Here is a 14,630-nt window from a genome sequence, read left to right as displayed (position 1 = left end):
TTTGGTGATACAATGAGAAAGTTGGCTGTCCTGCTTACCCTCTTACTAATTTTGCCAACTGTTTATGCATATCAAATTCCAGAAAAAAGTGTAATATACCAGATAATGGTGGATCGCTTTTACGATGGAAATAAGAGCAATAATCATCCTTTTTACGATCCTACTCACAGCAATTATCGTCTTTACTGGGGTGGAGACCTTGAGGGCATAATTGAGAATCTTGACTACATCAAAAGCTTGGGGATTTCTATGGTGTGGCTGTCTCCAGTTAACGACAATATAAACCGCATGGCATCAGGCTCTGCACCCTATCACGGATATTGGACAAGAGACTATAAGAGAATAGAGGAACATTTTGGCAACTGGAGAGTTTTTAATACCTTAGTCAAAGAAGCAGAGAAGAGAGGGATTTGTATAATTGTCGATTTTGTTCCAAATCATTCAAACCCAGCAACCGATGGCGAATTTGGTTCCCTTTATGACAATGGAACCTTTATTACAAACTACTATTCCGACAGCAAAAATGCAACGTTAAATCCATACACGGGAAGCTTGGAGAATATTTACCATCACAACGGCAACATTAAGGTGTGGGAGGGGTTTGAGCTTAAATATGGGAATCTTTTTGGTCTGGCAGACTTTAACCAGTTGAACCCTTGGGTTGATGAATATCTTAAAGATGGTGCGAGTTTGTTTGTTCAGAGTGGTGTTTGTGGGTTTAGAATTGATGCAGTCAAACACATGGACTTAGGCTGGTTGACTCAGTTCTATGCTCATTTATACATGCAGGAGCCTCTCTTTATCTTTGGTGAGTACTACAAGCTTAACTTTGAAAAGGACGATGACATGTTCTACTTTTATCAATATTCCAATGTTTCTCCCCAGCTCAGCATTCCAATAAGGAACGACATTGTGAGGACGTTTGCCTTTGGTGGGAGCCTTAAGACCCTTGCAAGGGAACTTGAAGAATATTACTCCCACTTCGTTTATCCAAACAAGGCAGTCAACTTCCTCGACAATCACGATCTGCCCAGATACCTAAGCGAGGGCAAAAACCTCGATAGATATCACATGGCATTGGGCTTAGTAATGACGTTGCCAGGCATTCCGGTGATTTACTATGGTGATGAAAGTTATTTGGTCAGCAAAGAGGGAAAGGGTGACCCATATAATAGACCAATGATGAAGTTTGACAACCAAACAGAGGCTGCAAGAATAATCAGAACTCTTGCAGAGCTCAGAAAAGAGAACAACGCTCTCGCTTATGGAGATTTTAAGACGGTTTATGTTGATTACAACACTTGGGTATTTGAGAGGAAATTTGGTAGCGAGAAAGTCTTGGTTGCTGTTAACAAAGTGAACAGCAAAAACTTAACCCTCAGCTTAAATTGGAGTGACGGAATTTACAGAGATGTTCTTTATGGAGTTAAGATGCAGGTTAAAGCTGGAAAAGCTGAAATCTCAGCCCCTAAAAACAAAGTGCTTGTGTTCAGTTATGAGGGCAAGCAGGAAAAGCCTTTAATTGGGTCTATAACTCCATATATCGCTCAACCGGGTCAGAAACTCATTCTTGGTGGAGCAGGATTTGGAAAAAGTGGAAAGGTGTTTATTGAAGGAGTAAGAGCAGAAGTCCTTGAATGGAGCGATGATATGATAGTTTTTAAGATGCCCAAGCTGGACGCCCGAAAAGCTTGGGTTGATGTTTACGTTGAAACAGATGGAAAGAAAAGCAACAGAGTTAAGCTTCGTTATTTGGGTGGAAACGAAGAAGCATTTTTGCTCGTGTTAAATGCATCTAATTTGACGGGTCAGCTATGGATTAAAGGAAACATCTCCGAATTGGCCGAACCAATTCCATTAATGAGGTCTAAAACCGGCTATTATTTCCAAGTTGTCAGTCTTCCTGTAAATACAAGCTTCAGCGTAGATTTGTACTCTGGTTTGCCCTGGGAAAAGCTTGAGCCTTTAAACGTAACCCTCTATGGAAAATCAACCAACAAAACGATAATTTTAACAAGGATAAAGCCGATTCCAAAGCACACTCAAACAGTCACAGAATCTGCAGCTCAATCTCCCTCAACATCCATCTGTGGAACGGGCTTAGTTTTGATGCTGTCTTTAATAGTCCTCTTCAAAAAGCGCTGATTCTTCGTCCCAAATGCTCTTCCATTCAAATGGGTCTTTTTCTTTTTTCCTCTCTTCCTTGGGTTGCTCAATCTTAGGTTTTTCCTTGTGCATAAAACTTGCTAACCAGAGAAAAGCGAACGGCCCGGTGATGATGAACAACATTAGAAAGATAATAATCTTTTTCTGTTTCTCGTTCATATCTTTGCTTTGACCTCACAAGTATATTAAGCTTCAGGCCATGTTAAAATGCCGCAAAGCTTTTTAATTATCGAAAAAAGAAATCTTCGGATGTGATAACAATGAAAAAACATGAATGGGAAGATTTTTTTGATAGAGAGGCACGTCACTACTTGAAAGAGCCGTTTACTAAACACACAAAAGAGGAAGTGGAGTTTTTATTAAATGAGTTTCAGCTACCAAAAGGAGCTAAAATATTGGATGTTGGTTGCGGTGTCGGAAGGCACTCAATAGAGCTTGCAAAAAGAGGATACAGAGTAACTGGAATAGATATTTCTCAAGGAATGCTTGAAGAAGCAAGAAAACGAGCTCAAAAGGAAGGTGTTGAAGTGGAGTTCATAAAAGCAGACGCTACGAAGTTTAAGTGTGAGGAGGAATTTGACGCTGCCATATGCCTCTGTGAAGGTGCTTTTTCGTTAATCGGTTCAAGTGACGACCCAATAGAGCACGACTTAGCGATACTCAAGAATATTTATGAATCCCTAAAGCCTGGTGGAAAATTTATTTTGACTGCCCTAAGTGCCCTTTCAAGAATTAAAGGGGCATCAAACGAGGACATAACCAAAGGAACTTTCGACCCAAACACCATGACGTTCTTTGAAGAAATTGAGGCACCTGATGGCACAAAAATCCCGATTAGAGAACGCGTTTACGTCCCTACAGAGCTTTACTTAATGTTCAAAATGGTTGGGTTTGAAGTAAAAGCCATTTGGGGAGGCACTGCTGGAAGATGGGGAAAGAGGAAAGTAGATTTTGACGATATCGAAATAATGGTGATAGCTGAGAAGCCTAAAAAGGAGAAATGACTCTGGATTAAAAAGAAAAGCTTAAATCTTCCTTAAGAGCTTTTTCCTTTTTTCTTCGTACTCTTCTTGGGTTATAACACCCATATCGTAAAGCTCTTTTAGCTTCTTGAGCTTCTCAAGAGGATCTTCTTCTCTCTTTTCTCTAAATTTCCTTGGTTCCATTCTAATTGACCTGCTCACAGCTTCCTTTGGCTTGTGGATAACCCACTCCTCACTCATTAGGTGCTTCTTTCTTTCAATAGTTACAGGCTCAACTGCAATCTCGTTTAGAGCATCTCTTATGGCTTCTATAGCTTTTCTTGCTTTTTCCTTATCCATTTTTGTCAATTTAATTTCTTTCCCATCTTCTTTTCTAATTAAGAACTCTGAATATATTTTGCCCACTTTCACATAAACAAGTTCAAGCTTTTCATATGGAACAGCTGTCAGCTCATATCTTCCTAAGAGCTTTTCATCCACGTACAGGATTCTTCTATCTGTCACAACCAACCATTTGGGCTTTGCTTCCAAGCTGAACTTCTTTTTTATGGCATAGAGAACATCTTCATCTGGATAAAGATTTTCTAAAATAACTCTGGAGTATATTAAACTTTGCACTCACAAAGAAGCAATTTGCTTTAAAAATATTAAGAGGGAGAAACTACCTCTCCCTTCTGCTAACTAATGAGAGGAGCATCAATGCCACCAGAAAGGCTGGTCCACATGTGCCCGTTTGTGTCTCTGTTGGTAGCGGAGAACTCGCACTTGAAGAGGACGTGGTTGATGTTGAAGTTGTGCTATGTGATGTTGGGGTGCTCTCTGTAGGTGTCTCGGTTTTGCTTGAAGTTGTTTCGGTTTCGGTGAGTGTTGGAGCAACTTTTACTACAATGTTGATAGCTATTTCGTCTTCTCCCCCTTTGTCATCTTTAACAACCAACTTTACCGTGTAGTTTCCCGGAGAGGAATATGTATGAATGGGCTCCCTTTTTGTTGAGGTTGTTCCATCTCCAAAGTCCCAGTTCCAGCTTACAATATTTCCATCACTGTCGTGGGATTTGTCAACAAAGTTAACGGTTTCCCCAGTTTTTGGTTCTTTCGGGAGGAATGTGAAGTCTGCGGTTGGGAGCTGGTTCTTGGGATTTATAGTAATGCCCTTCGAGTAGCTTGCTTTCATCCCTGAGTCATCTTCGATTGTGAGTGTCACTGTGTACATTCCTGGTGATGAATATGAATGCTTTGGATTTCTCTCTGTAGATGTTGTTCCATCCCCGAAGTTCCAGTTCCATTTCACTATACTGCCATCTTCATCTTCGGAGCTGTCTATGAAGTTAACTTCATCTTCAACCTTTGCTGGTGAAGGAGAAATATCAAACATGGCTTTTGGTACTTTATTTGGAAGAACTGTGATCTCTTTACTACAGTTTGCTTTGTATCCCCATAGATTTTCAATGTTCATAGTAACTCTATAGTTGCCTTCCTCAGAATACGTGTGGCTTAGCAAGGTGCTTACATTTCCGGTATTTCTTAAAACTGTCCCATCTCCAAAACTTAGCGTCCAGTTCTTTACTCCTCCCCCTCCTGATGTGGATATCTGGAAATCAACCTTTAATGGTGCTTTGCCTGAAGAGTGAGAGGCATCTATCTTACAGCTTGAGCTAAACATATTCAGCACAAGGGGTGGTATTATAATGTTCCCTGGAAGTGGTTTGGAGATCAGTTTTATCTGATCATAGCTGAATCCCAAGGGGCTGAGGCTTCTTGTTTTGTAATATGAACCCATACTTGGCACTATGAACTCAAGAACTAAATGTCCATCTTCACTATCTAAGTAAGCAATGGCAGTTGCGTTGTACCATTTATCCCGATCTTCAATCCTTCCATTGTATTCTATGTGCACCCTGGTTTCATTAGAAATTGACACTTTATGGGTGGTTATCCTGCTTTTTCCGTAATTCCCTTGGAGATTCACCTCATAACTTCCAAAAAGGCCTATTTTTCCGGATGTTTTTGCCTCCATTGATACCGAGAGTGAGAAGGTATTTTTTGTTTCTTTCCAATTGGCGTCTTTCATGTAGAATCCTCCGCCCCCTCCCACTTCACCAGCTTCGATTGTGTAGTGGAAAAGTTCGTTACTTACTTCATAATTTGGCAGGTCTTCTGGCTTTGTAGGATACGTTGTTATGTCTCCAATTCTGTGAATATCTGAGTTATAGTTGCTTAGATGAATATGGGGTTTTCCCTTCGGTACTGTCACGAGTATATACTGCTGCTCCCCATTGATAACCGCCAACTCTGGGGGACTTATTATTGGAAACTCATAGACATCGTAGTCAGTACTGACGTGCAGAATAGCATCTGCCATATCTGCTGTTATCTCGTAAGTTTCAGAGAATACATGTTCACTTCCTCTGGTTGCTTCGAATTTCTGCTGCACCTTTGTTTTGAGCCCAAGTTCTGTCTCTCCCACTCCTTTCAATCCTACACCAAGTTTAACCCCAACTGTAAGAGAAATATCGCTTACCGCCTTTACCGATACTGACAACGTCCTTGTATTTTTGGTCATGTAAGTGGCATAGAATACTCCTGTTTCATTTATGACATCAAAATCTACCGGAGGTGCATTTATAACTGTGATAACCTTGTTTGTTATGCTCATGGTGCTGTGTATTGGGGGACCAACTGTTATTGAGTTGCCATCAACGTCTCCAACTGCCAAGCCAGCTCCATGCTGAAAGCGTGATGAAAACCCATTAGGCCCATTTAGCAATTCACCCTGATAATTGTACACTTTTATTTTTCCAGTCCGACTTGCCCAGACTATTTCATCAACAACATCTCTGTTTACATCTCCAATGGCCATTCTGTCCCCCTTGGCATATTCAATTCTAAAGGACGAAATTTCGTAAGCTTTCCCTTCAGCTACTTTGAACACATGAATACCTTTAGACTTCCCATAGTTACCTTTATCCCGAGTTGCTACTACGATCTCTTCAATACCGTCAAGGTTGACATCCCCTACTGCAATTTCGTCTCTTCCTGTTAAGTCGAAGTAATCATCTGTTGAGAAACTCATTATTGAATTCCCGTACATGTCATATACTATTATGAGGTTTTTACTGTGGTCTCCCCAAATTATCTCATCCTTTCCATCTCCGTCTATGTCGCCTGAAGCGATTGCATCTTCATCAGAAAAGTCGATCTTAAACTTGCTCAGTTCATTGAAGTTCTCGTCATAAACTTTAATCCAGTCATTTCTGTCAGCGAAAATTATCTCATCCTTTCCATCTTTGTTGACATCTCCACACGCTATGTCATCTCCTGCTTCAAATCCAACGTTTTTCTTTCCCAATATTTGTCCACTTCGAGTTAGAATGTACAGTTTATCAGTATCTCTATCGCCATGAATGATTTCTGCTTTACCATCGCCGTTCACATCCCCCGCAGTGATCTCATCCCATATTTCATAGTTTCTACCAAATTGGTAAAGTAGGTTTCCTTTTTCATCTTCATACATAAGCAGATAGTCTCCTCTGTCCCCCACTATTATCTCATCATCCTTGATAACAGCCCCTGGAATTGCTTCCGTAAGATCAGCATCTCCTGCATAGATCTCTGGAATAATAAAGCTAAATAATGCTAAAAACACAAGAGGTATGGATAGTTTCCTTCGAAGGCACATATTACCACACTCCATAGTAATGTCTGCAAGGGTTTGCCAGAACAGCAAACTCTTGCATTAGTTTGGTTGCTACTTTTAAACCTGCAGAATGATTCTAAAAGCTCTGATGTTTATTCATTGTATCGTTGTTGTTGAAATATTTATAATTTTCGGGCAAAAATTTAGAAAAACGTCAAATTTTTCATAAATTATATTAAAATAATGTGGAACCATGCTGAAGTAAATTTGAAATTTATGAAGAAATTACCATGATCCATAATCAATGCTTGTTTTAGTTACTTCTCTCTTAATCTCCAAAATCCTTAACTATCCTTGTGTTTCTTTTTATCTTTAGGTGATACAATGGACTTCGAGCGAAAAGTTCTGATTGGGATGGTTCACCTCAAACCCCTGCCGGGCTCCTACCTATACAATGGGGACTTTGGTAGGGTCATAGAGCATGCTGTAAATGAAGCTAAAAAGCTCGAAAAGGCAGGCTTTGATGCGGTGATGGTGGAGAACTTTGGGGATGTGCCTTTTCCGAAGTATGTGGACAAGACAACTGTTGCTGCCTTTACTGTAGTAGCTAAGGCTGTTCGCGAGGAGGTTTCACTCCCCCTTGGTATAAACGTCCTGAGGAATGATGCGATAGCTGCTTATTCAATAGCCTATGCCGTGAAGGCGGACTTCATAAGGGTGAACGTGCTGAGCGGCATAGCCTATACAGACCAGGGCATCATTGAGGGAATCGCCCATGAGCTGGCAAAGCTGAGGAAGCTTTTGCCAAGCAGAATAAAGGTTTTTGCCGATGTGCACGTTAAGCACGCATATCACTTTGGGGAATTTGAAGATGCGCTGAGGGATACAGTTGAGAGGGGCTTGGCTGATGCTGTAATTATCAGTGGAAAGGCAACTGGAATGGAAGTTGATGTTGAGAAACTTAAAAAAGCAAAGAAAATTTCACCAGTTCCAGTTATTGTAGGCTCAGGTACAACCTACGACAACCTTCCAAAGCTGTGGAAGTATGCTGATGGCTTCATAGTGGGGACATGGATAAAAAAAGATGGGAAAACAAAGAATGATATTGATTTTGAGAGGGCTAAAAATCTTATTGAGTTGGCGAAAAATCTTCGTTCAAGTTATGTTTAGTTATTTCAACTCTGAATTTTCTTTTCCGAAAGGTTTATTACCCAAGAGTGCATAACACCAAAAAAGAAAAACTGTCCCGCTATTCTGCGAGATGGTTTCTTTCGGGGAGGAATGACTTTGGAATCGTCCCATGAATACCTGACTGGGCACCTGATTGGAACTCTTATATTACTGGCGATTTTCATAGTCTTTCTCCTGTGTATAAAATACGTGATAAATGTGATGCGGAGGAGAAAAAGTTGAGATTAAGGATTATTTTTGGTTCTCTGGTTCTCATTTTCCTTTACACAGCCTCATTGGGCCCCCTGAGCGTCAGCGGGCTGCCGAAGGATGAGTTTAACCCGATTAAAGACTCAATGGAGGCTCTCGGAATAGGGATAACTGACTTCTACAACGACACCAACCTGATATCGATCAGCGGGATGTACACTGGAAAGGATGGCCTCAACGCCAAGGTCACGGTTAAACTCAGGAGATACTCCAGCAGTGAGGATGTCAGAGAGGCTTATGACAGGGAGATAAACAGCCCCCTATCGTGCCTGAACGCCAGGGACGAGCCAGCGATGCTCTATTCAAAAAAGAGCACCGAAGGAAATCCGAGCTGCTACAGATTTTCGACCATGATACGGCAGGAGGACAGCGGGAAGTACTACCGCTCCAACCCATGGTTTTCCTACGAGAAATACGTGCTCTCCGGAAATTATCTCCTGGCTATAACGATTCAGGGAAAGTGGGACAACGAGCGCTACAACGATGGGAACTATTCCCGGGTTGTATGCACGCACGGTGCCAACTCGGACTGCTGGGTTGAGTACGATGAGAACGCCTACGCGAACTATCTGAAGCTCCTCGACTCACTCCGGAGGGAAACCGAGGCTCTTTCAAACTCTATCGGAGAGCGGGTCACAGGCTCTGCCCTCCCTCTAATGGCTCCAAAAGGATCAAACACCTCTACTGCCGGCGTCAATGAGTCACCGGCGGAGTACTCCGTGAGGATATACTCCCCGAGCGATGGGGCTATACTCAAACAGCTCTTCGAGGGATACTTCACGATATCCCTGTGGGCCGATGTCAGGGGAAAGGGGGCAGAGAACCTCTACGCCGTTGTCACGCTTCCAGATGGCTCGAAGAGAAGGGTTGAAGTGCTCGGCGATAGCATTGCCGACATAATCTCTGTGGATGACCCTTCGATCAAAGGGGGAATCCTAAAGGTTGACCTCTATGGAGAGATTAACTCGGCAAAAAAGCTGCTCGCCTCCGACAGCGTTCGGGTTAGCTTCATCTCAAAGGAAGTGCCCGGAGACGGCATAGACAACGACCTCGACGGTCTGACCGACTGCGACGACCCGGATATAGCGACCTGCGAGGCTTGCGTGCAGCAGAAAAAGCTCGAATGGGCTGAATCGCTGATGGAGCGGCACATAGATTACCTCAAAAGGATGATAGAAGCCACCCCCGGAATGCGCTCGGTTTACGAGGTTTACATAGATGAGCTTCACGCAATTCACGACAGATATAGGGACGACCCCGGGAGAATGGCGGAGGAGATGAACGCATACATGGAGGGGAAGGTCTATCAGAACCAGAAGATCAACGACTACCTCTCCATCTTCAAGGATGACCCTGAAAAGAGGTATCAGCTCAGACAGATAGCTATCAAATACAGGTACGACCCCATAGCCAGGGACATCGCCATGAGGAACTTCATATACGAGAACTCGAAGAGCGAGGCGGAAAAAACTGCAACGATGAACGCGATACTTACGGGCGTTTTGAATCCGCCCAAATGGCTCGTTGGCGGACAGTACGGTTCGGGGGGAGCCTTGGACTGGGCGCAGTTCGTGGCGACCAACTTTGAAACCGCCGGGAATACCGTCAAGCTGAAGGGTGCGGAGAAGGTCAAGTTCTTCACGACTCCTACGAAGATATACCTGGTTGCTCTCGATGCAAAAGCCCTCATGGATCACGCCAACGAAGTGAAGAAGATGAACCTCGACGAGAGGACGAAGGTCTCGATCATAGTTCTCGACGGGGCGACCAAGATAGGGAAGCTCCTCGATCCAACGGGCTACTTCGGGAACATGGCCGACGCGACGGTTGGCTCTCTTATAAACCTGCGCAAGAAGATAGAGGAGAGGAACCAGGGCTGGTTCACCTGGAACGGATACGTTCTCCACGAGACGTCAACGCCAGGCATCTACGAGGACTACGAGACCGGGAAGAAGTTCAAGCGCGTGGGTGGCGGCTGGCTCGGCGGGGCGAACTTCGTGGAGGTGAGCAAGAATGGGTAAGGGAACGGCGATACTCATTGTACTCCTTCTGCTCGCCGCCGGCTACATCTACCTTTCCAATCCAGAGGTCATAGATAAGGTAATTGACAACGCCAAGAACATCAAAGCCCCCGAAAAGGGCCAGAGCGAATCCCAGGTTCAGGAAAAGGGCTGGAGCGACACCGATGGCGATGAAAGCCCCGACGTATACATGGGGGACGGCATTGACGCCATCCGGGTGAACTCGACCTACATAATCTTCGCGGACAGGAATAAGGACGGGAAAATCGACGCCATCTATCTCGACACCACGGGAGACGGGAACTACGACACCGCCTACCTGGATGAGGACTACAACGGCAGGACAGATACCTGGAAAACAGCCCTCAACGGCGTGGAGAGCTATGCCTGGGACGTTACGGGCGATGGCATTCCCGACCTCTACGACATCAATGGAGACGGGAAGGTGGATGCATGGGACATAAACTCCGATGGGGCAATAGACGAGCGCGATATAGACTTCGACGGAAAGCCAGACCTCCATGACCACGACTTCGATGGAACCTTTGACGAGTTCCAAGGCGAAACGGACTTTGCTCCGCCGTCGAACGGAACCTCTGCATGCCTGGCAACCAAGGATGAAGCATACAGGCTCTTTGTCAATGCCTATAACAACGTCACATCACTTCAGCAGGCAAACGCAAGTCAGGAAGTCCTTGAGGAGGCTTATGCGAAGTACCTCGAAGCAAGAGCCTGCTACGAGTCGTTTAACTCGACCTCCGGTGGTTAGAGTGGAAGATTTCCTCACGGGGCTTCACGTTTTGGCCCCACTCCTCGGCCTTTTCGTTTTCATAGCCTTTGCCGGTTTCATTGTATGGGCCGGCTGGAAGCTGGTAAAAATGATGGGGAGGTGAGAAAATGGGGATTATCAAGAAACTCGTCGGTGGGTTCTTTCTGCTGATACTCATTGGCATCATCGGGGTCTTTGGGATGCAGTACTACTACGAAAACGCCTACGACCAGGTTCCTGTCGAGGTCAAGAGCGAAACCGTCAGCGGAGACGTCTTCTACCTCTCCAACGTCCTTGAGCCCGGAAAGTACCTGATAAAGGCGGAAAGTGAAGGCACAGTCGAGAAAATAGTTATTCTCGACGATAACGGGAACGTTTTGACCGAATCAGAGACAGGAAAGCTCATCTATGGGTCTTCTCAGAGATTTCAGGTTAGAGTTGATTATAAGGCTCCAATGAACGTTGATTCCTATAAGGTCTCTGTAGGAATCTACAGGCTCGTGAAGAAGTGAGGGAAAATATTAAATCCCTCCTTCAAAAACTTTTTTACAAAAGCTTTACGGTGATCCCTATGGGGAAGTACTTCGGCACGAGCGGAATAAGGGAAATCGTAAACGAAAGGCTCACCCCGGAATTAGCTTTAAAAGTTGGAAAGGCTTTGGGAACTTATCTCGGTGGGGGAAAAGTTATCGTTGGGATTGATACGAGGACTTCTGGAGAGATGCTGAAGAATGCACTGATCTCGGGGCTTTTAAGTACAGGTGTTGATGTCATTGATATTGGCATCTCTCCAACACCTTTGACGGGCTTTGCGATAAAGCTTTACGAAGCGGATGCTGGAGTAACTATCACAGCCTCGCACAATCCGCCCGAATACAATGGAATCAAGGTCTGGCAACCCAATGGAATGGCATACACGAGTGAGATGGAAAATGAGCTTGAGAAAATCCTTGAGAGTGAAAGCTTTAGAAAAGTCGCCTGGAATGAAATTGGAAAGCTGAGCCATGCAGATCCGAAAGGGGAATACATTAAGAAGATTTTGGATATAATTGAGCTTGAAACTTCCTACACTGTTGTCCTCGATTCGGGAAACGGTGCAGGTTCTCTTGTTAGCCCCTATCTTCAGAGGGAGCTCGGCAACAGAGTTATAAGCCTCAATGCTCATCCTTCGGGATACTTTGTCCGTGAGCTGGAGCCGAATGCGAAGAGCCTTGAGTGGCTTGCCAAAACTGTGAAAGTAATGAAAGCTGATGTCGGCATTGCCCATGATGGGGATGCTGACAGAATTGGTGTCGTTGATGATCAGGGCAACTTTGTTGAATATGAAGTTACGCTGAGCTTAATCTCAGGCTACATGCTGAGGAAGTTTGGAAAAGGAAGGATAATCACAACGGTTGATGCCGGCTTTGCTTTGGACGATTACATTATGCCCTTGGGAGGAGAAGTTGTTAGGGTAAAAGTTGGAGACGTTGCTGTTGCGGAAGGCATAGTTAAGGAAAATGCAGTCTTTGGCGGTGAGCCAAGTGGAACTTGGATAATACCCCAGTGGAACTTAACTCCAGATGGAATTTTTGCGGGGGCTTTAGTCTTAGAGATGATTGACAAGCTTGGGCCTTTGAGTGAATTAGCCAAGGAAGTGCCGAGATATGTTACAATGAGGGCAAAGATACCTTGTCCCAACGAGAAGAAGAAAAAAGCCATGGAGATAATTGAAAGGGAAGCTCTGAAGAGCTTTGAGTATGAAAAGTTAATCGACATTGATGGGATAAGAATTGAGAACTCTGACTGGTGGATTCTCTTTAGACCGAGCGGAACAGAGCCGATAATGAGGATTACACTTGAGGCTCACACGAAAGAGAAAGCGGAGGAGCTGATGAGAAAAGCGAAGGAAGTAGTGGAGAGAGCAATAAGGGAGGCTTAGTATGACTACCTACATTTTTTATGCTCTGCTTTCGGCACTGTTTGCAGCTTTGGTGGCAATTTTTGGAAAGTTAGGTCTTGAAAACGTTGATTCAACGCTAGCAACAACAATAAGGGCTGGTGTGATGTTTTTCTTTCTGCTGTTCTTTTCACTTGCAACAGGAAAGCTAGACCTGAATCTCAATACGCGCTTTTGGATTTTCATAATGCTATCTGGAGTTGCTGGAGCTTTGAGCTGGCTTTTTTATTTTATGGCATTGAAAAATGGAAATGTTTCAACAGTCGTTGCAATAGACAGGTTGAGCATTGTATTTGCGGTACTCTTTGCGTGGTTTATCTTTAAAGAGGAGGTTACAATAAGGACTTTGATTGGGGCATTACTGATTGTTGCTGGAGCAATTATGGTTTCGTTAAAATAACTTTGACAGCAGGACTTGATAGCCTTGTTGGTTCTATATGTCCTTTTCTTGCGGCTTATAATTAAAGGATAGAAAACAGAGCACTTTCCCTATTTTGGAAATCTAAAATTAAACCTAAAATTTTCCCGGCTCCCTGTTTTAACCGTCAGACTAAAAAATAGGACAACCGTTACTGGAATGTTATTTGATCTATTTGATGAAGACTACTTTACACTTAAAGCTGGGTCCTGCTATCATGCAATCCCTTGGGAAACTATCGGAGTAATAACTGTGTGTGGAGACAAGTTTGTGTCAACTCAATAATATGGCTTTGTAAAGTTGTATTTTTACTTTATTCATTCTCTTTCAACTTCTCAGCAAATCTTCTCGCTCTCTCTAAGTCTTTCTCATTGGGATGTCCTCTGTTTATACCCCCAATCTTCGCGAGCCAGCCGTTTGTGTCCCAGCCTCTGCATGAGAACTCACCAACTATTTGGAAGCCTTTTTCCTTGAGCTTTTTTCTCAAAGCTCTATGGTTGTACCATGGAATATTCATTCCTGCTGTTGAGAAGATAAACGCCTTTTTCCCTTCCATTTTTGGAAGATCATCAACAAGCTTGAGGAGTGCCCAGTGATGCCTCCACCAGTATATTCCAGAACCAAAACCTACCAAATCATAGTCTAAAATTTCTTCTGGCTTAACTGCCCAAGGCTTAACAAGTCGAGCATTTAGAACATCCCCGATGACCTTCGCTATCTTTTCTGTGTTTTTGTGATGAATAGATACGTAAATTATAAGCGTTCTCATAATTCATCCCTAAGAGCTTTCTCTATCCTCCTCAAACTCCCCTCTAAATTATCTTTATCAAACTCCAGGTAAATTCCTTCAATCTTTCTCTTTAACAGCTCAAACAGAGTTCCCTCCCCCTCAATAACCTTAAAGTCCTTGGCAATCTCTGCTGCTAATTTAAACCTCTCTTTCTTGCTCAGCTTTTTGAATTCCTCCATTTTCTCATAGGGGTACTCTTCCGGGTCGCTTGATGTCGTGTGGAAGACCCCACATGTTGGGGATCCTTTTACTCCAATGAGAATTACCCGTGAAGGCTGCTCTTCCCCGATGCTCCTAACTATGAACTCAGCAACTTTCTTGGCATATTCTCTCATGCCAAGCTTTTCATAGACTTCCTTGCTTGCCGGCAGCCTTGGAAAACCAAGAAGAATAAATTCTGGACACGGATAAGCCAAAATTTTAAGGTAGTGATACTTCCCAAAGAACCTCATCAGGGCTGAAGCAGC

General features: G+C 43.7%; 13 protein-coding genes. 9 read left to right on the top strand and 4 right to left on the bottom strand.

Annotated features, from left to right (window positions below; genetic code table 11):
• Positions 1-12 precede the first annotated feature (12 nt).
• The gene (locus TERMP_RS07205) at positions 13-2,145 is read left to right on the top strand and encodes an alpha-amylase family glycosyl hydrolase (RefSeq protein ID WP_013467728.1); all 2,133 of its coding nucleotides are present in this window, start codon (positions 13-15) and stop codon (positions 2,143-2,145) included.
• Here TERMP_RS07205 and TERMP_RS07200 read toward each other — a convergent pair.
• Entirely contained in the window at positions 2,119-2,325 is a 207-nt protein-coding gene (locus TERMP_RS07200; RefSeq protein ID WP_048159793.1) for a hypothetical protein, read from the bottom strand. The two genes, TERMP_RS07205 and TERMP_RS07200, sit on opposite strands and share 27 nt — an antisense overlap.
• A 101-nt stretch (positions 2,326-2,426) precedes the next feature.
• Here TERMP_RS07200 and TERMP_RS07195 point away from each other — a divergent pair, with 101 nt between their 5' ends.
• Positions 2,427-3,170 carry a class I SAM-dependent methyltransferase gene (locus TERMP_RS07195; RefSeq protein WP_013467726.1) on the top strand — a complete coding sequence of 248 codons (744 nt, stop codon included), beginning with the start codon at positions 2,427-2,429 and terminating at the stop codon, positions 3,168-3,170.
• A gap of 21 nt (positions 3,171-3,191) precedes the next feature.
• Here TERMP_RS07195 and TERMP_RS07190 read toward each other — a convergent pair whose 3' ends face one another.
• On the bottom strand, positions 3,192-3,767 hold the full coding sequence (locus TERMP_RS07190) for a PH domain-containing protein (protein WP_013467725.1): 576 nt from the start codon (positions 3,765-3,767) through the stop codon (positions 3,192-3,194).
• Positions 3,768-3,810: 43 nt separating this feature from the next.
• Positions 3,811-6,828 (bottom strand): PKD domain-containing protein, encoded by a 3,018-nt coding sequence (locus TERMP_RS07185; protein ID WP_013467724.1) that lies wholly within the window; start codon positions 6,826-6,828, stop codon positions 3,811-3,813.
• A 342-nt stretch (positions 6,829-7,170) separates the two neighbouring features.
• Between TERMP_RS07185 and TERMP_RS07180 the strand changes: the two genes are divergently transcribed.
• The 7 genes from TERMP_RS07180 to TERMP_RS07155 all read left to right on the top strand — a co-directional run bounded on the left by TERMP_RS07180 (position 7,171) and on the right by TERMP_RS07155 (position 13,355).
• Positions 7,171-7,956 (top strand): BtpA/SgcQ family protein, encoded by a 786-nt coding sequence (locus TERMP_RS07180; RefSeq protein WP_013467723.1) that lies wholly within the window; start codon positions 7,171-7,173, stop codon positions 7,954-7,956.
• A gap of 239 nt (positions 7,957-8,195) precedes the next feature.
• The gene (locus TERMP_RS07175) at positions 8,196-10,247 is read left to right on the top strand and encodes a hypothetical protein (RefSeq protein ID WP_013467722.1); all 2,052 of its coding nucleotides are present in this window, start codon (positions 8,196-8,198) and stop codon (positions 10,245-10,247) included.
• Positions 10,240-11,016 (top strand): hypothetical protein, encoded by a 777-nt coding sequence (locus tag TERMP_RS07170; RefSeq protein WP_013467721.1) that lies wholly within the window; start codon positions 10,240-10,242, stop codon positions 11,014-11,016. Before TERMP_RS07175 ends, TERMP_RS07170 begins: the two co-directional genes overlap by 8 nt.
• 1 nt (position 11,017) lies before the next feature.
• Entirely contained in the window at positions 11,018-11,140 is a 123-nt protein-coding gene (locus TERMP_RS11740; protein WP_013467720.1) for a hypothetical protein, read from the top strand.
• 4 nt (positions 11,141-11,144) lie between these two features.
• Positions 11,145-11,528, top strand: coding sequence for a hypothetical protein (locus TERMP_RS07165; protein WP_013467719.1), 384 nt, complete (start codon positions 11,145-11,147; stop codon positions 11,526-11,528).
• 59 nt (positions 11,529-11,587) lie between these two features.
• Complete coding sequence (gene glmM, locus TERMP_RS07160) at positions 11,588-12,937, top strand: phosphoglucosamine mutase (protein ID WP_013467718.1); 1,350 nt, start codon at positions 11,588-11,590, stop codon at positions 12,935-12,937.
• A 1-nt stretch (position 12,938) separates the two neighbouring features.
• Positions 12,939-13,355 (top strand): EamA family transporter, encoded by a 417-nt coding sequence (locus tag TERMP_RS07155; protein ID WP_013467717.1) that lies wholly within the window; start codon positions 12,939-12,941, stop codon positions 13,353-13,355.
• 331 nt (positions 13,356-13,686) lie between these two features.
• Here the strand turns inward: TERMP_RS07155 and TERMP_RS07150 are convergent, their stop codons facing one another.
• Positions 13,687-14,142 (bottom strand): flavodoxin family protein, encoded by a 456-nt coding sequence (locus tag TERMP_RS07150; RefSeq protein WP_013467716.1) that lies wholly within the window; start codon positions 14,140-14,142, stop codon positions 13,687-13,689.
• Between the last annotated feature and the right edge of the window lie 488 nt (positions 14,143-14,630).

The organism is Thermococcus barophilus MP, from assembly GCF_000151105.2.
Classification (GTDB): Archaea; Methanobacteriota_B; Thermococci; order Thermococcales; family Thermococcaceae; genus Thermococcus_B; species Thermococcus_B barophilus.
Note: the sequence above shows the minus strand (reverse complement) of the source record. Positions and strands in the feature narration are given on the sequence as shown.

Excerpts from the sequence above, each read along its gene's own strand:
- TERMP_RS07155 (WP_013467717.1), top strand. The coding sequence starts at position 12,939 with ATGACTACCTACATTTTTTATGCTCTGCTTTCGGCACTGTTTGCAGCT.
- TERMP_RS07185 (WP_013467724.1), bottom strand. The coding sequence starts at position 6,828 with ATGTGCCTTCGAAGGAAACTATCCATACCTCTTGTGTTTTTAGCATTA.
- TERMP_RS07180 (WP_013467723.1), top strand. The coding sequence starts at position 7,171 with ATGGACTTCGAGCGAAAAGTTCTGATTGGGATGGTTCACCTCAAACCC.
- TERMP_RS07150 (WP_013467716.1), bottom strand. The coding sequence starts at position 14,142 with ATGAGAACGCTTATAATTTACGTATCTATTCATCACAAAAACACAGAA.
- TERMP_RS07170 (WP_013467721.1), top strand. The coding sequence starts at position 10,240 with ATGGGTAAGGGAACGGCGATACTCATTGTACTCCTTCTGCTCGCCGCC.
- TERMP_RS07195 (WP_013467726.1), top strand. The coding sequence starts at position 2,427 with ATGAAAAAACATGAATGGGAAGATTTTTTTGATAGAGAGGCACGTCAC.
- TERMP_RS07200 (WP_048159793.1), bottom strand. The coding sequence starts at position 2,325 with ATGAACGAGAAACAGAAAAAGATTATTATCTTTCTAATGTTGTTCATC.
- TERMP_RS07205 (WP_013467728.1), top strand. The coding sequence starts at position 13 with ATGAGAAAGTTGGCTGTCCTGCTTACCCTCTTACTAATTTTGCCAACT.
- TERMP_RS07165 (WP_013467719.1), top strand. The coding sequence starts at position 11,145 with ATGGGGATTATCAAGAAACTCGTCGGTGGGTTCTTTCTGCTGATACTC.
- glmM (WP_013467718.1), top strand. The coding sequence starts at position 11,588 with ATGGGGAAGTACTTCGGCACGAGCGGAATAAGGGAAATCGTAAACGAA.